Raw genomic sequence first — 21775 nt, forward strand, 5'->3', positions numbered from 1 at the left:
GCTTTGTTTTAAATTACGATTTGTTTCAAAATTCCTGCAACATTAAGCCATAAGAAATTAAAGAAGGATTTCTCAGGTATCCTTTCTGTTTTAACCGTCGTGGTTGTAGTTTTATCATCAGTATCATTTTTTACAATTAAATTAGCAATAACACTTTTAATAATGCTTTTTTTCTTAGACCCATTTTTTTGATACAAAGTGACCTTTAAATCATGATATTGTAATGCAGCAGTTTCATAGGAGTTATAATCATTACCGTCAATTTTAAATTCTAAGTAGTCAAAAGTTCCTTTGGTGGTTGCGTTAATATACGGTTTTGTAAATCGAGCAAGTGAAGCGGTATTTAAATTAGTAATTTTCCCTGTAAAATTAAAACGGTCTTTTTTATCTAATACATTAAAATTCCAATGCACTTTAAAAGGGGAGTTGTTCATGAACTTACAGTTAATGGCAATTTTAATATCCTTAAGTTTCTTTTGTTCAAAACCACTCTGTATGTTTGTTGCTATTAAGTTAAATTCATTGAAAGTGAGTATTCCAGGGCCTTTTGTAAAATCAATTTCCTCCTCATAAACTAATAAGGAGTTTTTAATAGCAAGTGTATCTACTTTTAAAGGGAATTTTAAATCACGTAATAACTTATTGTAAAGCGGTTTTTTACTTAAATCATCAGTAGGTATTTTGTTCCTGTAGATATTAGCTGCTAATTTTTCAATAGCGATCTTACTTGCGTTAAAATAGGGTTTCTTATTTTTGAATCCCCAGTCTAAGGCGGTAATTTTTATCAAGTCTAATTGTAGTGTAAATAAATCTTTTTCTTTACTTAATTTGTTGGTAAATTCTCTTCGGCTATATTCTGGAGTTAATTTAAATTTACTGATTTTTAAGTCTTTATTGGTAGTTTGTATGTTTTGAGCGGTCAAATGATAAAATTCATTTGTTTTGTAATACAAGCTATCACCACTTATATTGTAATCATCAAACATAAATGGAATCGTATTATTCAAACTTGTTTCATTAATGACTATTCCGTTAATTTCTAAATTGATATTATTGATACTTAAAATGGGTTGACTAGTTTGCGTATGGATAATTTTGAGGTTTCCTTTAAGAAGTTTGATTTTTGAAACAACAATGATTTCTTGGAAGGGTTTAAAAACCTCTGAGCTTAAACTTTTGGAGTTATTGATGGCTTTTTCAGTCTTTTTATAAAGTAACACTTGCGGAGTATTAATTGTAATACTACTCGCTTTTATTTTGTTGTTAAATAATATAGGCCAAATTTTAAAGTCATTAATTTCTATAGATTTTATTTTAGAATAGATTCCAAGTTTTTCATTAACTACTGTGTCTCTCTTTTTTGGAATAATAGCAATTCCTTCGGCAGAGATTGTTCTCGATAAAAGATTTATAGAAAGGTCAGTATATGAAATAGCATAAGGAGTCTCGTTTTTATCAGAGATGATTTTGGGTAGCTGTTTATTAATCCAAAAATTCAAACCAATATTCAATACTACGAGCAAACTCAATAAAGCAATTATTGCTATGGCTATTTTTTTATAATTATTCATCCAATGTTTTTTAATTGTCGTATAAAAGTACTCTTATCTTCCTAAAATAATTAATGCTATTTTAATGAAGAGTTGTAACATTATAAGACTGGATACTAGTTTTGTAGCTTTTAGTGCATATAAAAATTTTAAACTTGTAATTGTATAAGTAATTTACGGTATGACATAACAATTTACGCCTATTATTAGCTTTACTTTGCTGGATTATAAATATAAAATTATTATTATGAGAGCACTTTATTTTGTTTTACTATCGTTAGCGATTGTTTCATGTAGAAATCAAGGGTCAATGGATATCAAAGATGCTAAACAGGCTAGTATTGATTCAATGAAAATCCAGATTGAAAAACAAAAAGTAATAGATTCAATGCAAACGGAAATGGCTAAAGTGGAAACACAGAAAAAAGAGGTTATTGTCGTGAATCAGCCAGCAAACACTACAGCGTCTACTAATGCAACGACCACTACAACCACTACTGAAAAGAAAGGTTGGAGTAGTACTGCAAAAGGAGCTGTTATAGGAGCTGGAGTAGGTGCTGCAACAGGTGCAATTATCAGCAAGAAAAAAGGACAAGGTGCTATTATTGGTGGCTTAGCTGGAGCAGGAGTTGGTGCTGGAACAGGTGCAATTATTGACGGAAAGAAAAAGTAATCCTTTTTATTATAGAAAGCGCTTAGAGTTATATTAATTCTAAGCGCTTTTTTTATGGCTTTTAAGTAATGACATTATTTAATTATTCTTTACTGTAAAAGGATTTTGTAGGTGTATCTCTTCTAGCATATTCATAACGGTCAATTAATTTGGGTAAGCAATATCCGTCTAGTCCGTTAAGCGCTACTACATTTTCTTTGTCAATTTGTAACCATCCATCTTTGTCAGCGAGTTCTTCATTATAAAATAATTTTTCAATGCTAGCTATAACATGTACTGTGTCATTTTCTTTAATGTAATATTCATTAAGATATTTACAATATAACTGTACAGGACTGCCTTTTACAAAAGGAATTGCTATATCCGTTTTAAATTCTTCCTGTAAATTTGTTTTGTCAAACTCTGATTCATCGGGGTCATAATTTGCCGATGTATGATGTGCATCAGAAATCATTGTGACTGTAATGTGATTAACAGTGAAATATCCCGTCTCTGTAATATTCTTATATGTATCTCGAGGAACAGTTGTAGGTCTCATAATAAAACCAATCAAAGCTGGATTACTTCCTAAATGAGTAATGCTGCTAAATACGGCTACATTATTTATTCCGTTAACAGATTTAGTAGCGATCAAGTTAGCTGATTTATATCCCGTACAAGAGTTGATTAAATTGAGTCTTTCTATCTTTTGCATTTTAGCAATAGCTGCTGCTGTTATTTCCTTCATATTCTTTTATTTAAAGATAAAGTGTTTTTTTTGTTTAACAAAAATACAATAAAATTAAACAAGTGTAGTTTTATTGTATTTTAAAATGACTAGCTAGTTGAAGAAACTGTTTTTGCTTCTGAAATAATTTATATTTGTTATACTCAATTTATTATCTATTATGAAAATAATCAAGAAAAGTCTTTTAGTTTTAGTAGTTGTTATTTTGCTTTTGGCAATAGCCTTAATAAGCTATATTTTCTATCTCAAACCTAAGTATGAAGGCGAAGTTTTATTAAAAGATTTAAATAAAGAAACTACAGTGTACTTTGATGATTATGGTATTCCGCATATTTATGCTGATAACCCTAAGGATGCTATGCTTGCTTTAGGGTATGTGCATGCGCAAGATAGATTATGGCAAATGGAATTAATGCGCAGGATAGCACCGGGTAAATTATCAGCCATTTTTGGTAGTGTCGCAATAGATAATGATATGTTTTTTGCAGGATTAGGAATTGAAGAAGCTTCTGCAAAAGCAATTGCTACTCTTGATAAAAATAGTCCTAGCTATCAATTAACGATGGCATATTTAGACGGAATCAATCAATACATGGATGAAGAGGTTACGCCTATTGAGTTTCAATTATTAGGTGTCAAAAAAGAAAAGTTTACTATAAAAGATGTTTATAATATTTTTGGTTATATGTCATTCAGTTTTGCGATGGCTCAAAAATCAGATCCTTTAATGACTGATATTCGTAATAAATATGGCATGGAATACCTGAAAGATTTAGGTATTGACGGCGCATTTAATTCGGTAAAAATTAAAAATTCGAAGAGCAAACCAGAGGAATATGCTGCGATTTCAAAGTCGGTTGCTGCTTTACTGAATAAATCTCCTATTCCACCATTTATAGGAAGCAACAGTTGGGTAATAGGAGGTAAGAAGACTAAAAGTGGTAAAGTGCTTTTTGCTAATGATCCGCATATTGGGTTTTCGCAACCAGGAACGTGGTATGAAGCACATATTGTTACGCCTGAATTTGAATTGTATGGTTGCTACTTAGCCGGTACTCCGTTTCCTTTATTAGCACACAATCGTGATTATGCCTATGGTTTGACTATGTTTGAAAATGATGATATTGATTTGTACCAAGAAGAAAATAACAGTGCGAACGCTAATCAATACAAAACTCCAACCGGTTTTGCTGACTATACTATTATAAAAAAGATCATAAAAGTTAAAGATACTAGTGATTGCGTATTGAATGTAAAAGTGAGTCGCCATGGACCAATCATGAATGATTTGATTAAAGGATTAAATTCTAAAAATCCAGTAGCTATGTCCTGGATCTATACACAACAACCCATAAAAATATTAGATGCGGTTTATACGTTGTCTCATGCTAAAAATATAACCGATTTTCAACGTGGTGTTAAGTTGATTGCAGCACCCGGTTTAAATATTATGTATGGTGATGCTAAAGGAAATGTTGCTTGGTGGGCTACCGGGAAATTATATAAACATAAGGAAGGAGTGAATTCTAATTTTATTTTAAACGGAGCATCAGGTAATGATGATATTCAAGAGTTTTTGGATTTCTCCAAAAATCCTTCGGCAATGAATCCCGATTGGAATTATGTTTATTCAGCAAACAATCAGCCCGAAGCAGTTGATGGGTTCCTATATCCAGGCTATTATTTACCTGAAGACAGAGCAAAACGCATCATAAATTTATTAGATCCAAAGTCGGATTGGGATAAAGAGGCTGTCTCAAAAATGCTTACTGATAACACGTCTCCAGTTTCGCCAATTGTGGCGGCCGAATTGATTCATAATTTAGCTTTAAAAAAGCTTACTAAAAATGAGGGCAAAGCATTAGAATATTTAAAAAACTGGAGTGGCAGGAATGATGTTACTGATATTGCACCAACAATTTATAATAAATGGATCTATTTTTATTTAAAAAATACTTTTGAGGATGAATTAGGAGCTGATGGTTTTGAGCAATTTTTAAGCACCCACATTATGAAACAAGCAATTGCTAAGTTGCTTGAAAACGAAAAGTCTTTGTGGTGGGATAATGTTACAACTAAGGGTAAAAAAGAAACACGTAGCCAGATTGTTTCCCAATCGTTCAAGCAGGCTATTGGTTCGTTAGAAAAGCAATTAGGGAATACGGTTGAAAAATGGAGTTGGAGTACGGTTCATAATGTAGAGTTTAAGCATCCTTTAGGTAAGGTTGCTGCTTTACGCAAAATTTTTAATGTAGGTCCGTTTGCTGTTTCGGGCTCTAATGAAGTGATAAACAATCAAATGTTTCATTATACTAACGACAAAGAATATACTGTGACAGGAGGTCCCTCTACTAGGATAATTATAGATTTTTCGGATGTAGAAAACAGTTGGAGTATATTACCAACTGGACAATCTGGAAATCCTTTTAGCAAACATTATAACGACCAGGCTAAATTGTATAACGAAGGAAAATTTAGAAAGATGAAAATGAACAAAGAGGAGATTGTAAAGACTGGTACTAAGTTGGTTTTTAAAGCAAAATAGAAATTGTTTTAAAAAGTTTTATTTTGGGTTTAGAAAATAGAATTTGTTGTTTTAGGGATAATGTTATTGGCGCTTTTGCGTGAGGGGTTGTAGTGGAAATCCTTTTTTGAGGAACGATAAAAAGATTGCAGCGAAAAACCCGACCGAAGCTTTTTAGCGAAGGGCACGCCCAAATCATTATTTTGTTGCTAATAATTTAAATTTTATGTTTTTTTTAATGGCTTCTTTATATTATATACTTATTTTTACGAACTTATAATTAGAATTTTTTTGATGCAAACTCCACTTAAAATTGCTGTTGTAGGTTCGGGATTAGTTGGCTCATTGCTGGCAATTTATCTAAAAAAAGCTGGACACACGGTTCATATCTATGATCGAAGTCCAGATATTCGTAAAATCATCTTTTCGGGACGCTCCATTAATTTGGCAATGTCTAACAGGGGCTGGAAAGCACTTGATGGAGTAGGTGTGGGTGATGCAGTTAGAGACATTGCGATCCCAATGGATAAACGCGCAATTCACTTAGTTGATAAACTTAATTTTCAGTCTTATGGACAAGAAGGAGAGGCGATTTATTCGATTTCAAGGGGGATTTTAAATAGAAAAATGATTGATCTTGCCGAAGCTGCTGGAGCAGAGTTTTTCTTTGATGAAAAAATATGGGATGTTACGCTAAAAGAAGCGACTTTACATACTGGAGAAACAGAGCGAGGAGTTTGGGAAGAGAAGCAATACGATATGGTTTTTGGAGCTGATGGTGCTTTTTCTAGAATAAGACACCGCATGCAACGCCAGAGTATGTTTAATTATTCGCAAGAATTTTTAAATATTGGTTATAAAGAATTGAATATTCCGGCTAATGCCGATGGAACACATAAATTAGATAAGAATTCATTTCATATTTGGCCTCGTGGCGAATATATGTTGATTGCACTGCCTAATCTTGACGGAAGTTTTACCTGTACTTTATTCATGCCTTTTGAAGGGGAGAACTCCTTTGATTCTTTGAAAGAGGTGAAGGATGTTGAGAGCTTTTTTGAAAAGAATTTTCCGGATTCCATAGAGGTTATTCCTATGTTGACTGAAGATTTCTTTAAAAACCCTACGAGTACTTTAGTGACTATGAAATGTTTTCCTTGGACTTACGAGAATAAAGTGGCTTTAATTGGGGATGCGTGTCATGCGATTGTTCCATTTTATGGACAAGGGATGAATGCAGGTTTTGAAGATATTTCTGTTTTGTATGAAATGATGGAGAAATACGGAGATGATTGGGAAAAAATATTCTCAGAATATCAAGATTCTCGTAAACCAAATGCTGATGCAATAGCAGAATTGTCCTATCGTAATTTTATGGAGATGAGCTCTAAAACAGCTGATGATAAATTCTTGTTGCAAAAGAAAATTGAAAAATTATTCTCAGAGAGGCATCCTGAAAAATGGATTCCGTTATACAGTAGAGTGACTTTTAGTGATCGCCCGTATGCAGAAGCGCTTGCGATTGGTGATTTGCAAAACGAAATAATGCAAAAAGTTTTGAAAACTGAGAACATTGATGAAATCTGGGACAGTAAAGAAATTGAAGATAAAATATTAGCGCTGTTAGGGTAATATTAACGTGAATTAAAATACAAAAAAAAACCAACTTATTTTAAAAAAGTAAGTTGGTTTTTTTTGTGTAATGTTTTATTCTTCGCGATGGACTTTAGTAAAGTCAAAAGCGGGTTTGCAAATTGCAATGTATTCACATTCTTCATCAAAAGGATTTGAATATTGCACGCGCGTATTTCTTTCGATTTTGATAGATTGTCCAGCTTCTAGAATTATGGTTTCGTCTTCAATAATAAATTGTTTTTTACCTCTTATTATATAGGTGTACTCTTCAAATTCTGGAGTTTGAAATGGCTCTGCCCATTTTGGAGGAGCAACCATGTGTGCAATCGAGATTTCAGGATTGTTTGTTGCTGCAAGTCCGTGGTGTTCTTCGATACGTTTTCCGTCAGTTGTTGGAACAATAAAGGGGTTGTTTTGTATTAAGTATTGCTTCATAATGCTAAAAATAAGTTAACCTCTCCTAATTAGTTAAGAGAGGTTATAAATGATTTTACTTTTTGAATATTTTTGTCAGTACACCAAATACACCTCTAATAAAGGTGGCACTAGTAAGTACTTTAATAACCGACTTGCTTACTGCACTAGTTGTATTGTTAGATTTAGTTGTTCTGGTTTTTGCTGCCTTTTCTTCCGCTTTTTCATCGGCTTCTTTTTGAGCTTCAGCAGCAGCTTCGTTTTCGATAACCGTAATTTTCTTGTTTAGCATTTCATACGCACTCTCACGATCAATAAGTTCACTGTACTTCTTGACTAATCTCGATTTATTGTTGATTTCTTGAATTTCTGTTTCTGATAAAATATCCATTCTACTCATAGGTGCTCTAAGCATAGTTGCAACAAGAGGAGTAGGGATTCCTTTTTCATTTAAAGCAGTAACTAAGGCTTCTCCAATACCTAAACTCGTCAAAACTTCACTAGTGTTATAGTATTCGGAAGTAGGATAATTGTCAGCAGTTTGCTTAATTGATTTTCGGTCATTTGCTGTAAAGGCTCTTAAAGCATGTTGTATTTTTAAACCTAACTGCGCTAGAACACCACTAGGCACATCCATTGGGTTTTGTGTTACAAAGTAGATTCCGACTCCTTTAGAACGGATCAATTTAACGATTGTTTCTATTTGTTCCAATAATGCCTTGCTGGCTTCATTGAAAATTAAATGTGCTTCATCAATAAAAATAACCAATTCAGGTTGTTCTGAATCTCCTTTTTCAGGCATTTGCTGGTATATTTCGGCAAGCATGCTTAGCATGAATGTTGAAAAAAGTTTTGGTTTGTCTTGTATATCAGTTAAACGAAGAATATTTACGTAGCCTTTTCCGTTTTCATCAATGCGCATTAAATCTTCAATATCAAATGACATTTCACCAAAAAAGATATCTCCGCCTTGTTGCTCTAATTCGATTATCTTACGTAGAATAGTTCCTGTAGTCGATGTAGATATTTTTCCGTAGCTCTTTGTAATCTCTTCTTTTCCTTCTTCAGTAATGTAATTAATTACTTTTTTGATGTCTTTAAGGTCTAATAAAGGCATCTTATTATCATCACAATATTTAAATATTATGGAGATTACCCCTGACTGGGTATCATTTAAATCTAATATTCTAGAAAAAAGTACAGGTCCAAACTCAGAAACTGTAGCCCGAAGGCGAACGCCATTTTGTTCTGATAGTGTTAGAAGTTCAACTGGAAATTTAGCAACTTGATACGGCAGGTTGATCTTGGCGTGGCGGTCAGTAATAAAGGATTTTTCTTCTCCTTCTTTAGCAATTCCACTAAAGTCTCCCTTGATGTCCATCATTAGTACAGGGATTCCAAAAGACGATAATTGCTCTGAAAATACTTGAATTGTCTTTGTTTTTCCAGTTCCAGTAGCTCCAGCTATCAATCCGTGCCTATTTAATGTCTTTAAAGGTATTTTTACAAAGGCATCTGCTATAGCTTCTCCATTAAGAATTGCTCCTCCAAGGGTAATGCTCTCTCCTTTAGAGGTGTATCCTTCGTTAATGTGTTTTATAAAATCTTCTGTGCTATTCATAATTGAATTTGTTGTTATAATTATATGCAAGATATTATTATTTTTCTTATATTGTACTTTATAGCGTTAACTGTAATTTAATTCCTTTTTTATTGCTAATAATTAAAAAAAGATTTTTTTACTACAACGTTATAATTGTTGTGTAAATGGAGGTTTTATTCCTAATTTATTGTGTTATTTTTCTAAAAAACCCAATTTATGCTTTGTAAACTGATAAAAGTTTAATTATTAATTTTGTTTGATTTTTTTTTAACTAAAATTAATTCGAATAAAATTAAAAAAAGTTTTTTTATTTCAACTAAACATATAAATTTGCGGAACTACAAGTTTATTACAACTAAAATAAATTATTTAAAACTATTAAAATTAAAAAAAATGGCAAACGTTAAAAAAGAAAGCACTTCAAACGGTGGAGGAATGGTTTCAGGACTTATTATTGTTGCGTGTATTGGTGTTGGTGTGATGATCTGGAAATTCATTATGGGTAATCCTGCGAATTTTGAAGGAGGAAATCTTGAAACAGGACATCCCTTGAATCTTTTAGGTCAAGTTTATCACGGTGGGGCTGTTGTGCCAGTATTATTAGGAATGTTATTAATGGTTCTTGTGTTTTCTATCGAAAGATATATTGTTATATCTAAGGCAGCTGGAAAAACTAAATTAGATACTTTTATGACTAAAGTACAAGCAAGTATCAAACAAGGTGAAATTGACGAAGCGATTGTAGCATGTGATAAACAACAAGGTTCTGTTGCAAATGCAATTAAATCAGCATTAGTAAAATACCAAGCAGTTAAAAAAGAAGGTTTCAACAGTGAAGAAGCGTCTGAAACAATTCACAAAGAAATTGAAGAGGCTACATCACTTGAAATGCCAATGTTACAAAAGAACATGACAATTATTTCGTCTTTAGTTTCTTTAGGTACTCTTATTGGATTATTAGGAACGGTATCAGGTATGATTAAAGCATTTGGTGCTTTGGCAGCGGCAGGAACTCCTGATCAAGCGGCTCTAGCAAATGGTATTTCTGAGGCACTTATTAATACTGCAACAGGTATTGGTACATCTGCTGTAGCAATTATCTCTTATAACTTCTTTACTTCTAAAATTGATGATTTAACTTACTCAATTGATGAAGCTGCTGTTTCTATTGTAAATACTTACAGAAGATTCAGAGGAAGTTTGAAGCAATAATTATATTGATATTTATATCAAATAAAAAACCAAAAGAATGGCTAAAATAAAAATAAAAAAAAATCCGGGGTCTACGGATATGACTGCGATGTGTGATGTCGCATTCCTTTTGCTTACCTTCTTTGTAATGACTTCAACAGCTAAGTTGCCTGAGGCGCTACCTGTAGATACTCCATCTTCTACTGTTTTGATTAAGTTGCCAGAATCTGATTTGGCTACTATGACAGTAGGAAAAGGAATGGTGTTTTTTGATTTAAAAGGTAGAGAGGTTCGTAGAAAAACTCTTGAGCTTATGAGTGAAAAATACGGTGTTTCCTTTACAGATGAGGACAAAGATAAATTTGCTTTAATGGATGGTTTTGGTGTTCCAATTCAAAGTCTTAAGCAAATTATCGACATGAAGTCTTCAGACAGGATTAAAGCTGGTCAAACAGGGATCCCTATGGATTCTACAGATAATCAATTGAAAGAGTGGATCTACAATGCTAGAATTGCTAATATTGAAGTGAATGATAAAGAATTGCAAATCGCTATAAAAGGAGATGCAAAAGAGCGATATGATGAAATTCGTAAAGTAATGGATATCTGTCAAGAGCAAAAAATCAACAGCTTTAGTTTGGTTACTGGCTTAAGAGGAGAAGAATTTTAATTAATAAAAAGACACTAAAATGGCTGAATTAAATACCGGCGACGGTGGAGGCGGAAAAGGTGGAAAAGTAAGGAGTAAAAAACAAAATTCAAAAGTAGATTTAACTGCTATGGTGGATTTAGCCTTCTTATTGATTACTTTCTTTATGCTTACCACAACGTTGTCTAAACCTCAATCGATGAGCTTGGGATTGCCAGATAAAGATCCTGTTAAAGATAATGAAGATATTAAAGTTGATGAGAATCGTACTATGACTTTAATGTTAGGAGAGGATAATAAACTAGTATATTATATGGGTTTATTGGCTACTCCAATTGCAGGGCCTAAGGACATGGCATATGGTAAAGACGGTATTCGTAAAGAAATACTTGTTAGAAAGAAATCAGTATTTGAATATACTGGTGATAAGGAAAAAGGGATGATTGTAATTATTAAACCAAGTAAGAAATCAAGTTATAAAAACATGATTGATATTCTGGATGAAATGGTTATATCTGATGTACCTACCTATACTATCGTTAACGATTTGTCGCCTGAGGAACTAAAATTGTTGGAAGGAAAATAAGATTCATCTTGTTTTCTTAATAACCTAATAATTAAGAAAAATGAAATTAGATATATTAAAAAACCAATGGCTTGATATAGTTTTTGAGGGACGTAATAAAACTTACGGAGCTTATGAATTAAGAAAGACTAATAGAGGTACAACAATAAAAGCGCTTATTTTTGGTGCTATTATTTTTACAGTAGCTTTAGCGGCACCGCTTATTGCAGATCTCTTACCTGAAACTGAGAATGATGATGTTGTAAGAGACGTTAAGATTACTGCAATAAAATTACCGCCTAAAAAAGTTGAGCCACCTAAGTTAAATGCGCCGCCACCATTACCTCCGCCACCAAAAGTGGATCAAGTAAAGTTCGTCAAGCCAGTCGTAGCTAAGGCAGAAGAAGTGACTGAAGAGCCACCAAAGATTGTCGAGATCAAGGAAAAAAAGCTTGGTGCTGAAACTATTAAAGGGGATCCAGATGCTGTTTTAACAGTAGCTCCAGTTGGAAAAGGACCTGCTATAGTAGTTGATGCAGTAGATAATGAAATTTATAGTACAGCAGGAATTGAAGTAAAACCTGAATTTCCAGGTGGTATGGCTAAATTTTACAAGTTTGTAGGAGATAACTATCGTGCACCTGAAGAGGAAGGACTTAAAGGAAAAGTTTATGTAACTTTTGTAGTTGAAAAAGATGGTTCATTAACAGATATTAAAGTTTTAAGAGATATTGGTTATGGAACAGGAAAAGAAGCTATTAGAGTTTTAAACAAATGTCCAAGATGGAATCCTGGAGTACAAAATGGAAAACCAGTAAGGGTGCTTTACTCATTACCAATTACTATTCAAACTGCAGATTAATGTTGGATAATATTATTAAAAATATTCAGAAGAAATCGCCAAAAGAGCGATTTCTTCTCGTTATAGGGATTTTGTTTTTTATCTTTTATTTTATTTTAGGATTATTTATTATCTTTATGAAGAAATTTCCTTTAGAAATGCCTAGAATTTATAGGATTGCTTTTGGAGTAATTTTAATCGTCTACTCTTTTATAAGATTTGTTCGAATCATTTATAATAACAAAGATTAATCTATGAAAAAGTTTAATAAAATTCCATACATCGCTTTTTTGCTTTTATTTGTTTCTGCAGTTGTCTTTAGTTGTAAAGATGAAAAAGCAGATAAAGAAACAATTCTTAAAGGAAGTGCTAGTATATTAGTTGATGAATCTTTTAAACCAATTCTTGAAGATCAAATTGCGGTCTTTGAAAGTAGGTATGATGCTAAAATTACACTTATTGCTAAGTCAGAAAAAGAAGTGGTTCAAGCTTTTTTAAATGATACTTCTGGAATTGCCGTTCTTTCAAGAGACTTAAATGAGAATGAGATTAAAAATTTCAAATTAAAAAAAATTTTCCCTAGAGTAACTAAAATTGGTAAAGACGCTATTGCGTTTATAGCAAATCAAAATACTAAGGATACATTGATTGCATTACAAGATGTTGTTAGTTTTATGCAAGGGAAATCAGTAACGAATATCAAAGGATTGGTCTTTGATAATCCTAATTCAAGTACGGTTAGATACATCACTGATCTAGCTGGTATAAAAGATCTGCCAGAAACAGGAGTTTTTTCATTTAAGACAAATGAAGATGTTATAAAGTTTGTTTCTGAAAATGATGGAATGGTTGGTGTTGTAGGACTTAACTGGTTGTACCAACCTACTCCAACTGGTAAAAAATATGTAAGTCAAATTAAAGCTTTAAGCGTTAAAGGACTTAAAAGTGATGTGTATGTTTCGCCTACACAAAATAATATAGCTGAAGAAATCTATCCTTTGGCACGTGATTTGTATATAATTAATTGTCAAGGATCATCTGGCTTAGGAATGGGTTTCTCTTCCTTTGTTGCTGGAGATATTGGGCAAAGAATAATTTTGAAGTCTGGTTTATACCCAATACGTACACCAGGACGTAAAATTATATTTATAAACAAAGCATCAAAAGATAAAGAAAATGAATAAGAATAAATCAAATAAAGTTAAAATGAACAAATTTAAAATTCTAGGAGTTGCCTTTTTGGCCGGAATGACGGCTAGTTATGCTCAAAACATTGATCAAGCTAAAAAAGAAATTGACGCCGAAAAATACCAAGATGCGAAGGTAACTTTGAAATCAATTGTAAAATCAGATCCTTCAGAGGGTAAAGCATTCTTCCTTTTAGGAAATGTTTACCTTTATCAAAATATAGCAGATTCTGCTAAAATGGCTTATCAAAGTGGTTTATCTGCTAAAGATAATGAGCATTTTAATCGTATTGGTCTAGGACAAATAGATCTTGATAACGGCAATAAAGCAGCTGCAAAAACAAACTTTGATTTAGCGATCAAGGAAATGAGAAGAAAAGATTTTGAAGAATACCAATATGTTGCGAGAGCTTACATGAATTCTACGAAACCAGACTATAAAAGTGCTATTGCTACTTTAAATTTAGCTAAGGAAAAAAATGGTCAAGAGCCTCAAATTCTTTTAGCTTTTGGAGATGCTTATTATGGCGATAAAAACCAAAATGAAGCTTATTCAAACTACCGTAATGCTTTTCAAGCTGATAATAGTTTAATTAGAGCTAAAGTACAATTAGGTGTTTTGCTTAAAGGTGCAAAAGCATACACTGAAGCGGTTGCGGCTTATAATGAAGTATTAGCAACAAACCCTAACTATGGTCCTCTTTACCGTGAATTAGCTGAAACATACTATTTATGGGGATTAAATGTTCCAGGTAGACAAGATGAATACTTGAAAAAAGCATTAGGATATTACGAAAAGTACATGACTTTGACTGATTACTCTTTGGCATCTCGTATGCGTCATGCTGACTTTTTGATATTAGCTAAAGATTATAAAGCTTTAGAAATTGAAGCTAATAAAATGAAAGAGTTGGATAAAGTAAATCCACGTATCTTACGTTATTTAGGATATTCGGCTTACCAAAATGGGAATGTTGATTTAGCGATCAAATCATTAGAAGATTTTACAGCAGGTGCTGATAATAAAATTATCAATTTAGATTATTTATATTTAGGTCTATCTAATATTAAAAAAGGTACAAATGCTGATGGTTCAGCTATCGATCCAGTTCTTTTTGAAAAAGGAATTGTAAATATTAAAAAAGCAGTTGATATGGAAGTATCAGTTACTAATGATTTAGGTGAGGTAGGTAAGAATTTATATGAGCAAAAATTATATAAAGAAGCTGCTGCGATTTTAGAAATTGCAACATCTAATCCTAAAACTAATGGTTTCTTATATGATAATTACTATTTAGGAAATGCAATCTATTTTGATAATGCAAAAGCAGGAGTTGTAAAGGATACTATTGCACTTAAAAAAGCGGATATTGCTTATGGAAATGTAATTAAAGCGTCTCCTGATACACAAGATGTTTACCTTTCTCGTGCTAGAACTAATAGTTTATTAGAAGATGATAAAGCGATGATCATGTATTATCAACAATATATTGATCTAGTCACTAAAAAAGGTCCTGAAGAATTAGCTAAGCCAGCAGTTCAATCTAAACTTGTGGAATGTTATAATACTATGGCGGCAGGTTATGCAAATTTTGATAAACCAAAAGCTAAAGAATATTTCCAAAAGACATTAACGATTGACCCAACAAACGCTTATGCAACTCAATCTTTAGGTATTCTTAATAAATAAGATACCAATATTAATATTAAAACCCGATAGTTATTAACTATCGGGTTTTTTGTTTTATATCTAAGTCTATTGCTGTTTTTAATTAAGTCCTTTTATAATTAGTTATCTTTGCCCTTTAAATTAAAAAAATGTTATCAAAAGAAATACAATTAGAAGTTAACAAAGGAGCAATGCTGCCGTTAATGGAAGAATTTTATACCATCCAGGGTGAAGGTTATCATACAGGAACTGCTGCTTATTTTATTAGAATTGGTGGATGCGATGTAGGTTGCCACTGGTGTGATGTTAAAGAAAGTTGGAATGCGGAATTACATCCACCTACAGCATTAGATTTGATTGTAGCCAATGCGAGTAAATATGCAGAAACGGTAGTCGTTACAGGTGGAGAGCCTCTTATGTGGGACATGACATTGCTTACGCAAAAGTTAAAAGAGAATAATAGAAAAGTACATATTGAAACTTCAGGAGCATACGCTTTGTCAGGTACTTGGGATTGGATTTGCCTTTCTCCAAAAAAGAATAAATTACCCACCCAAACTGTGTATGATAATGCACATGAACTGAAAGTGATTATTCATAATAAACACGATTTTATTTTTGCTGAAGAGCAAGCAGAGTTGGTAAATGATAATGCTATTTTGTTTTTACAGCCAGAATGGAGTAAAAAAGAAGAGATGACTCCTCTTATAGTAGATTATGTAATGAATAATCCTAAATGGCGTGTTTCCTTACAAACGCATAAGTATTTAAATATTCCGTAATTTAATTTTATAGTACTATATTAGTAGAATATTAACCAATGAATATTATTTCTATTATGAAAAGACTTTTTTTTACAGCAATTTTATTATGTGTAATTCAAGTAAATTTTGCGCAAGCACCAGCTACTAAAGCTCAAGTAATGAAATTAATTACTTTAAGCGGAAGTGATTCTTCAATAAAAGTAGCTAAGGATCAAATCATAAATATGATTCCTACAGATAAACGGGAAGCTTTCTTGAAAGAGTTTGACGCTACACTACCAGCTCTTTATGATTCAATGGCTGATATCTATGTGGAAATGTACAATGAAAAGGATGTTAAAGACATGATTGCTTTTTATGAAAGTCCTGTTGGAAAAAAGATGAGTAGTAATATGGGTACTTTTACGCAAAAAATTATAGCTGCATCTCAAACTTGGGGCACAGACTTACAAGGAATAATGGCTAAGTACGCACAGTAGTTTTAGTGACTCTTAATTTATAAAAAGCCAAATAATTTTAAATTGTTTGGCTTTTTTAGTTGTGCTAACGAGCTTTGATTATTTCCAATTTTTTCTTCTCTTTAATTCGGTTATATGAGCCAAGTGATGATTGCTATGCCATGCATACGTTCCTATCATATGTTTTATTTTTACTGTAGCACCGCTTTCAGGATGAATAAATGATTTTTCTAAATCTGTTATTGATAAATTTCGCATAATATAAGCTAGTCTATAATGCAATCCATCAAGTATAGAAAGTGATGGTTGAATAGGCATTTGTATACTATCATCTAATGTGGACCATAAGTTCTCATCGTATGATTTTATGACCGGATTATTCTCTGTTAAAGCCCATTTTATTCTTATATAGCAGTTCATGTGACTTTCGGCGCAATGGTGAATTACTTGACGAACGGTCCAGCCCTCATTTCTATAGTTTGTGTCAAGCTGTTCTTCAATTAAATTCGTGACAACTACTCTTAACCTTTCGGGGAAACTAGCGATTTCTTCAATTTTTGCTGATAAATATGTTGCGGAATAAATTTCGGGTGCTTAAAATTTTCCAATTGGATATTTTAATTTTCTAGAGTTTCGTCTTTCATAGCTGTTTTATTAATGATATAATTTAGCTAAATAATCATAATGTTCTCCTTCCATTAATAATTCCGACTGTAGTCCATTGGCGAAAGCAGCATTTTGTAGTGTGTTGTAATCTAAATATAACCAATCTAGAGGTGCTTCTTTTTCTCCTTTGTAAGAAATGTTGAAAGTGATTTCTCCATAATAATCATTTTCTGACGGAATCCATTTTCCACCATCCTCATCTTCATCAAACATGTAAATAATATCCGAGCTGTCAATTAATATTTGCCCCCCCGGACTCAATAATGATTTTAATTGAGATAAAAATTTTGGTAACTTTTTTAATTTTCCACAAATACCAGTTCCATTCATTAATAATAAAATGGTGTCAAATTTTTCTCCTTCTAGATTCATGAAATCATGTACCCGTGCATCTTTTATTCCTCTTAATTTACAGGCTTCGATAGCTTTTATAGAAATATCGATAGCGGTAACTTCTAAATCTGGATTTTTTTGTAGGTACAAACTATGACTACCTGCACCACAACCTATGTCAAGAACTTTTCCTTTCGCTAGCGATAAAGCATGTTGTTCGATTTTAGGCATTTCGTCATGTGTTCTAAAGAGGTATGACACGCTCATTTCATCTTCTTCGGATATACTGGTCTCTGTAAGTAGGTCTTCAGGGGAATTATTTGTTTGATAATCAAGTATGGCTCTGCCAAAAAGGTCTTTCATAATATGTATTTCAAAATTGAAAATGGTTTAATCCCAGAACATTGTTTTAAAAGTGCTAGTTTTGTAAAAAAAAATAGATCATTTGAAACCTTCTTTAAACGAACTCGGGAAACTAGCCAAAGATACGCATATCGAAACCAAAAAGTATTTTGATAAGCTGAAAAAGAAAACGCCTAAAAAATTGGATTATGTAATGCAAGATATACATGACGCTGAATTTAAAAGGACAGATTGTTTAGATTGTGCTAATTGTTGTAAAACAACGGGACCGTTATTTACATCAGCAGATATTGAGCGTATTTCTAAATATCTAAAACAAAAACCACAGCAGTTTATAGAGCAATATTTGCGTATGGATGAGGAACAAGATTATGTATTGCAAACTGTTCCTTGTAATTTTCTAGATGCAGATAATTCTTGTTTCATATATGATGTCCGACCAAAAGCATGCAGGGAATTCCCTCATACTGATAGAAAGAAGTTTCAACAAATAACCGACTTAACACTAAAAAATATTCCTATTTGTCCAGCGGCATATAATATTGTTGAAGAAATGAAGAAAAAATTACCACTATAATTTTATTTATAAATCAGGTATTTTGATCTTTTAATTTTAAAGTCTGTCAAGCCTTTTTTCCAGCTAGCTCTTATTGATTCTTCAGAAATATTATTTTTAATTTGTTCTTGTAGTTTTTTGGTACCGGCCAATTTTGTAAAAAATGAATTGAAGAATTTTGATTTATCGGCAGTGTTACTGTATGCTTTAATTAACCATTTAATTTCAAGTTGTTTTACTTTGGCTGTAGCCGCTAAATCTTCGCCATAACATGCTGTGCCGTTATAAACTGGGTTTTGGGCTCCAATGTTTGGTTTTGGTGTAAAGCTAAAATCGGTTTTTGGAAGATAAGGAGATCCATATATTTGAAATTGTTTTTCTGTTCCACGCCCTACACTTACGTTGGTGCCTTCAAATAAACACAAACTTGCATATAAGTTTATAGCTTGATCATTTGGTAAATTTGGGGAGGGTTTTACAGGTAGGCTGTAAGGCATATTCCGGTTATAATTTGTACACGGAATTACGTTTAGTTTACATTGAGCGCCATTTTTTAACCATTTTTCACCGTTAATCATTTTACCATATTCTCCTATTGTCATCCCGTGTAGTAGTGGTATTGCGTGCATTCCTACAAAGCTGGAGTAGGCTTTTTCTAAAATAGGGCCGTCAACAATATTTCCATTTGGATTAGGTCTGTCTAAAATCATTAATTCTATATTGTTTTCTGCGCAAGCTTCCATGATATAATGTAATGAAGAGATGTAAGTGTAAAAACGGGCGCCTACATCTTGGAGGTCAAAAACCATAATGTCAATCCCAACAAGCTGTGCTGCTTTTGGTTTTTTATTATCCCCATACAATGATATAATCGAAAGTCCAGTTTTATTATCTTTCCCATCTAATAGGTGTTCACCAGCATCTGCAGTTCCTCTGAAACCGTGTTCTGGAGCAAAAATACTTTGAATTTTAATGTTTTTCGAAAGTAAAAAATCTACTAAGTGCGTTTTATTTGCAAGTATGCCTGATTGATTTGTTACCACCCCTATTTTTTTATTTCTTAATAGCGGCAAATACTCCTCAAAATTATCTGCACCAGTTCTTATGCTTAAATTTTTAACTAGCGTTTTTTCGGTTGTATCTGAAGTTAGTATCTCGTTACTCTCAATAGTGTCTTGTACCGCGCTGGTAACTGAGCTTTTTTTACCATCGATTAATCCTGAACAAGCAATCATAATGGATAACGGAATTAAAGTAATGGAGATTTTTTTTATAAATAGAATCATTTTTTTTGATGTAGAATAAGTTAGTGTAATTCGTGTTTTAGCTGTATTTTTGGAGCCAAATTAGAAACGCAATCAAATTGAATTTAGAATATTTCATAGCCAAAAGACTTGTAACTGCTAAAGATTATAAAAGTAGTATATCTGCGCCAATTATAAAAATTGCGATAGCTGCTATTGCTATCGGTATGGTAATGATGATCGTTTCAGTGGCAACTGGAATTGGGTTACAACAGAAAATTCGTGAGAAAATTGCTGCATTCAATGGGCACATTACAATTACTAATTACGATAGTAATCAATCTGACGCAACACTTACTCCAATTTCTAAAAACCAAAGTTTCTATCCTAAATTTACTAGCGTTCCTGGTGTAAGTCACATACAGGCTATTGCGAGCAAAGCAGGAATAATCAGAACCGAAAATGCTTTTGAGGGAATTATTTTCAAAGGAGTAGGTGCCGATTATAAATGGGATAATATAAAGGAATATCTCGTTGAAGGGAAATTGCCTGATTTTTCGAAAAATTTGAATGAGGATGTGGTTATTTCACAATTCTTAGCAAATAGATTGCATTTAAGAGTTGGTGATGCTTTTAATACTTTCTTTATGAAGGAAGGAGAGAATAAGTTACCTAATATTCGAAGGTTTAAAATTACGGGTATTTTTAATTCAGGTTTTCAAGAGTTTGACGCTACCTATATAGTAGGGGATATTCGTCACATGCAACGCATAAATAAATGGAAAGCTGATCAGGTAGGAGCGTTTGAAGTTTTTGTTAAAGATTTTGATCAAATAAAAGAGGTAGGTGATCAGGTTTATAAACAAACAAGTTCTACGCTGGATACAAAAACAATTATCGAAAAATACAGTTATATATTTGAGTGGTTGCAATTGTTTGATTTTAATATAATCGTCATATTAGTAGTAATGATTATTGTGGCAACAATAAATATGGTGGTAGCATTGTTAGTTTTAATTCTCGAACGCACACAAATGATAGGGATTTTAAAGGCATTGGGAGCTAATAACTGGACTGTGCGTAAAATATTTTTATATAACGCTTCGTATCTTATTTTACGTGGATTGTTTTGGGGTAATCTAATTGGAATTGTAATTTTGCTTATCCAGCAGTATTTTGGGGTAATAAAACTAAATCCTGAAAATTATTATGTAGACCAAGCACCTGTTTATATTAATTTAGGTTACATAGCACTATTGAATTTATTCACAATAACAGTTTGTTTTATTGTGCTGCTGATCCCGTCCTACATAATAACAAAGATTTCTCCAGTAAAAGCAATACGCTACGATTAGTTATTTATTTAATTTACAGGAGCTATTTCCTGCTATCCGCTACAATCTAGTTCGCCGAACACCGGCTCCCTAGGATTTCCACTACTATCAGGGCTAGGTAGGAGTGGCGTGATTGAATCAAGATTTTGCTACCTATATAAGGAGTAATTAGTTTATTCAAATCACATTTAGTAATAAAAGGTAATAACTGAGTTGTGTTAAGAGGATTAGTAGCTTCTGCAAAGTAGCTCTTGACTGTAAAGTAGTTTAATGAAAGGTTTTTTAAACGAGTTGCACCTTTGAGAAAACCATAAACAGGATGTAAATCTAATAAAAACCCAATCTACAACAGTAATAATTCCTACTTTTACACAAAACCGCACCAGCAACTCTTTTTCAAAGACAAGATTCCCAGTAGTTTAAAATTAAAGTTATAAAAACATTAAAAAAAGGCAATCAAAAGTATTGTTTAACGGAAAAGAGTCAGTACTTTTGCACCCGCAACAGCGAATAAGTTCTTTACATTTTGACAAGCAAAACGAAATAAGTTGAGAATTTATTTTCAGATTATTTTAAAAAAAGCTTGTGAGAAATAAAAGAGTTTATTACTTTTGCACCCGCTTCGGGAAACATGTTTAACATGAAAACGAGGTTAAAAAAAAGATAAGAACACGTTCCTAGACATATTGAATTGACAGCCGTTTTAATAGAGATGTTAGAACAAAAGAATAAGAGTAATAGAATAGATAGATTAGAGTATAACCAATAGATCTTCAGTCAAAAATAAATAGCTTAGTAATAAGCAAATAATATACGATGAAGAGTTTGA

The 21775-nt window shown here is 32.5% G+C and carries 20 protein-coding genes; 13 read left to right on the top strand and 7 right to left on the bottom strand.

What is annotated here, in order from left to right:
- Nucleotides 1-8: 8 nt before the first annotated feature.
- On the bottom strand, nt 9-1571 hold the full coding sequence (locus HNP99_RS12360; protein ID WP_173853696.1) for an AsmA family protein: 1563 nt from the start codon (nt 1569-1571) through the stop codon (nt 9-11).
- 226 nt (nt 1572-1797) lie between these two features.
- On the opposite strand from HNP99_RS12360, the gene HNP99_RS12365 reads away from it, so the two are divergent.
- Nucleotides 1798-2223: a YMGG-like glycine zipper-containing protein gene (locus tag HNP99_RS12365; RefSeq protein WP_173853697.1), complete on the top strand. Its 426-nt coding sequence runs from the start codon at nt 1798-1800 to the stop codon at nt 2221-2223.
- An 82-nt stretch (nt 2224-2305) separates the two neighbouring features.
- Here the strand turns inward: HNP99_RS12365 and HNP99_RS12370 are convergent, their stop codons facing one another.
- On the bottom strand, nt 2306-2950 hold the full coding sequence (locus HNP99_RS12370) for a flavin reductase family protein (RefSeq protein ID WP_173853698.1): 645 nt from the start codon (nt 2948-2950) through the stop codon (nt 2306-2308).
- Between the two features lie 160 nt (nt 2951-3110).
- Between HNP99_RS12370 and HNP99_RS12375 the strand changes: the two genes are divergently transcribed.
- Both HNP99_RS12375 and HNP99_RS12380 read left to right on the top strand, forming a co-directional pair.
- The gene (locus tag HNP99_RS12375; RefSeq protein WP_173853699.1) at nt 3111-5495 is read left to right on the top strand and encodes a penicillin acylase family protein; all 2385 of its coding nucleotides are present in this window, start codon (nt 3111-3113) and stop codon (nt 5493-5495) included.
- Between the two features lie 273 nt (nt 5496-5768).
- Complete coding sequence (locus HNP99_RS12380) at nt 5769-7106, top strand: FAD-dependent oxidoreductase (protein ID WP_173853700.1); 1338 nt, start codon at nt 5769-5771, stop codon at nt 7104-7106.
- Nucleotides 7107-7181: 75 nt separating this feature from the next.
- Here HNP99_RS12380 and HNP99_RS12385 read toward each other — a convergent pair whose 3' ends face one another.
- Nucleotides 7182-7544 (bottom strand): cupin domain-containing protein, encoded by a 363-nt coding sequence (locus HNP99_RS12385; RefSeq protein ID WP_173853701.1) that lies wholly within the window; start codon nt 7542-7544, stop codon nt 7182-7184.
- A 55-nt stretch (nt 7545-7599) separates the two neighbouring features.
- Complete coding sequence (locus tag HNP99_RS12390) at nt 7600-9144, bottom strand: helicase HerA-like domain-containing protein (RefSeq protein ID WP_173853702.1); 1545 nt, start codon at nt 9142-9144, stop codon at nt 7600-7602.
- A gap of 375 nt (nt 9145-9519) precedes the next feature.
- Here HNP99_RS12390 and HNP99_RS12395 point away from each other — a divergent pair, with 375 nt between their 5' ends.
- The 8 genes from HNP99_RS12395 (at nt 9520) to HNP99_RS12430 (ending at nt 16471) form a co-directional block, all read left to right on the top strand.
- Nucleotides 9520-10338 (top strand): MotA/TolQ/ExbB proton channel family protein, encoded by an 819-nt coding sequence (locus HNP99_RS12395; protein ID WP_173853703.1) that lies wholly within the window; start codon nt 9520-9522, stop codon nt 10336-10338.
- 37 nt (nt 10339-10375) lie between these two features.
- Nucleotides 10376-10987: an ExbD/TolR family protein gene (locus HNP99_RS12400; RefSeq protein WP_173853704.1), complete on the top strand. Its 612-nt coding sequence runs from the start codon at nt 10376-10378 to the stop codon at nt 10985-10987.
- Nucleotides 10988-11006: 19 nt separating this feature from the next.
- The gene (locus tag HNP99_RS12405) at nt 11007-11552 is read left to right on the top strand and encodes an ExbD/TolR family protein (RefSeq protein WP_173853705.1); all 546 of its coding nucleotides are present in this window, start codon (nt 11007-11009) and stop codon (nt 11550-11552) included.
- A gap of 40 nt (nt 11553-11592) precedes the next feature.
- A complete protein-coding gene (locus HNP99_RS12410) occupies nt 11593-12393 on the top strand; it encodes an energy transducer TonB (protein ID WP_173853706.1) in 801 nt (266 codons plus the stop codon).
- Nucleotides 12394-12626: 233 nt separating this feature from the next.
- Complete coding sequence (locus tag HNP99_RS12415) at nt 12627-13556, top strand: PstS family phosphate ABC transporter substrate-binding protein (RefSeq protein ID WP_173853707.1); 930 nt, start codon at nt 12627-12629, stop codon at nt 13554-13556.
- Nucleotides 13557-13578: 22 nt separating this feature from the next.
- Nucleotides 13579-15249 carry a tetratricopeptide repeat protein gene (locus HNP99_RS12420; RefSeq protein ID WP_173853708.1) on the top strand — a complete coding sequence of 557 codons (1671 nt, stop codon included), beginning with the start codon at nt 13579-13581 and terminating at the stop codon, nt 15247-15249.
- Between the two features lie 128 nt (nt 15250-15377).
- The gene (locus tag HNP99_RS12425; RefSeq protein WP_173853709.1) at nt 15378-16010 is read left to right on the top strand and encodes a 7-carboxy-7-deazaguanine synthase QueE; all 633 of its coding nucleotides are present in this window, start codon (nt 15378-15380) and stop codon (nt 16008-16010) included.
- A gap of 56 nt (nt 16011-16066) precedes the next feature.
- The gene (locus HNP99_RS12430; RefSeq protein WP_173853710.1) at nt 16067-16471 is read left to right on the top strand and encodes a DUF2059 domain-containing protein; all 405 of its coding nucleotides are present in this window, start codon (nt 16067-16069) and stop codon (nt 16469-16471) included.
- A gap of 78 nt (nt 16472-16549) precedes the next feature.
- Here the strand turns inward: HNP99_RS12430 and HNP99_RS12435 are convergent, their stop codons facing one another.
- Nucleotides 16550-17035: a YfiT family bacillithiol transferase gene (locus HNP99_RS12435; protein ID WP_371810471.1), complete on the bottom strand. Its 486-nt coding sequence runs from the start codon at nt 17033-17035 to the stop codon at nt 16550-16552.
- A gap of 69 nt (nt 17036-17104) precedes the next feature.
- Entirely contained in the window at nt 17105-17812 is a 708-nt protein-coding gene (locus HNP99_RS12440) for a class I SAM-dependent methyltransferase (protein WP_173853711.1), read from the bottom strand.
- Nucleotides 17813-17894: 82 nt separating this feature from the next.
- On the opposite strand from HNP99_RS12440, the gene HNP99_RS12445 reads away from it, so the two are divergent.
- Nucleotides 17895-18389: a YkgJ family cysteine cluster protein gene (locus tag HNP99_RS12445; RefSeq protein ID WP_173853712.1), complete on the top strand. Its 495-nt coding sequence runs from the start codon at nt 17895-17897 to the stop codon at nt 18387-18389.
- A gap of 2 nt (nt 18390-18391) precedes the next feature.
- Here the strand turns inward: HNP99_RS12445 and HNP99_RS12450 are convergent, their stop codons facing one another.
- A complete protein-coding gene (locus HNP99_RS12450) occupies nt 18392-19654 on the bottom strand; it encodes an exo-beta-N-acetylmuramidase NamZ family protein (protein WP_173853713.1) in 1263 nt (420 codons plus the stop codon).
- A gap of 77 nt (nt 19655-19731) precedes the next feature.
- On the opposite strand from HNP99_RS12450, the gene HNP99_RS12455 reads away from it, so the two are divergent.
- Nucleotides 19732-20967 (top strand): ABC transporter permease, encoded by a 1236-nt coding sequence (locus HNP99_RS12455; RefSeq protein ID WP_173853714.1) that lies wholly within the window; start codon nt 19732-19734, stop codon nt 20965-20967.
- Nucleotides 20968-21775 lie beyond the last annotated feature (808 nt).

Origin of the sequence: Flavobacterium gelidicaeli (assembly GCF_013294005.1) — a bacterium.
Classification (GTDB): Bacteria; Bacteroidota; Bacteroidia; order Flavobacteriales; family Flavobacteriaceae; genus Flavobacterium.

Excerpts from the sequence above, each read along its gene's own strand:
- HNP99_RS12360 (WP_173853696.1), bottom strand. The coding sequence starts at position 1,571 with ATGAATAATTATAAAAAAATAGCCATAGCAATAATTGCTTTATTGAGT.
- HNP99_RS12365 (WP_173853697.1), top strand. The coding sequence starts at position 1,798 with ATGAGAGCACTTTATTTTGTTTTACTATCGTTAGCGATTGTTTCATGT.
- HNP99_RS12370 (WP_173853698.1), bottom strand. The coding sequence starts at position 2,950 with ATGAAGGAAATAACAGCAGCAGCTATTGCTAAAATGCAAAAGATAGAA.
- HNP99_RS12375 (WP_173853699.1), top strand. The coding sequence starts at position 3,111 with ATGAAAATAATCAAGAAAAGTCTTTTAGTTTTAGTAGTTGTTATTTTG.
- HNP99_RS12380 (WP_173853700.1), top strand. The coding sequence starts at position 5,769 with ATGCAAACTCCACTTAAAATTGCTGTTGTAGGTTCGGGATTAGTTGGC.
- HNP99_RS12385 (WP_173853701.1), bottom strand. The coding sequence starts at position 7,544 with ATGAAGCAATACTTAATACAAAACAACCCCTTTATTGTTCCAACAACT.
- HNP99_RS12390 (WP_173853702.1), bottom strand. The coding sequence starts at position 9,144 with ATGAATAGCACAGAAGATTTTATAAAACACATTAACGAAGGATACACC.
- HNP99_RS12395 (WP_173853703.1), top strand. The coding sequence starts at position 9,520 with ATGGCAAACGTTAAAAAAGAAAGCACTTCAAACGGTGGAGGAATGGTT.
- HNP99_RS12400 (WP_173853704.1), top strand. The coding sequence starts at position 10,376 with ATGGCTAAAATAAAAATAAAAAAAAATCCGGGGTCTACGGATATGACT.
- HNP99_RS12405 (WP_173853705.1), top strand. The coding sequence starts at position 11,007 with ATGGCTGAATTAAATACCGGCGACGGTGGAGGCGGAAAAGGTGGAAAA.
- HNP99_RS12410 (WP_173853706.1), top strand. The coding sequence starts at position 11,593 with ATGAAATTAGATATATTAAAAAACCAATGGCTTGATATAGTTTTTGAG.
- HNP99_RS12415 (WP_173853707.1), top strand. The coding sequence starts at position 12,627 with ATGAAAAAGTTTAATAAAATTCCATACATCGCTTTTTTGCTTTTATTT.
- HNP99_RS12420 (WP_173853708.1), top strand. The coding sequence starts at position 13,579 with ATGAACAAATTTAAAATTCTAGGAGTTGCCTTTTTGGCCGGAATGACG.
- HNP99_RS12425 (WP_173853709.1), top strand. The coding sequence starts at position 15,378 with ATGTTATCAAAAGAAATACAATTAGAAGTTAACAAAGGAGCAATGCTG.
- HNP99_RS12430 (WP_173853710.1), top strand. The coding sequence starts at position 16,067 with ATGAAAAGACTTTTTTTTACAGCAATTTTATTATGTGTAATTCAAGTA.
- HNP99_RS12440 (WP_173853711.1), bottom strand. The coding sequence starts at position 17,812 with ATGAAAGACCTTTTTGGCAGAGCCATACTTGATTATCAAACAAATAAT.
- HNP99_RS12450 (WP_173853713.1), bottom strand. The coding sequence starts at position 19,654 with ATGATTCTATTTATAAAAAAAATCTCCATTACTTTAATTCCGTTATCC.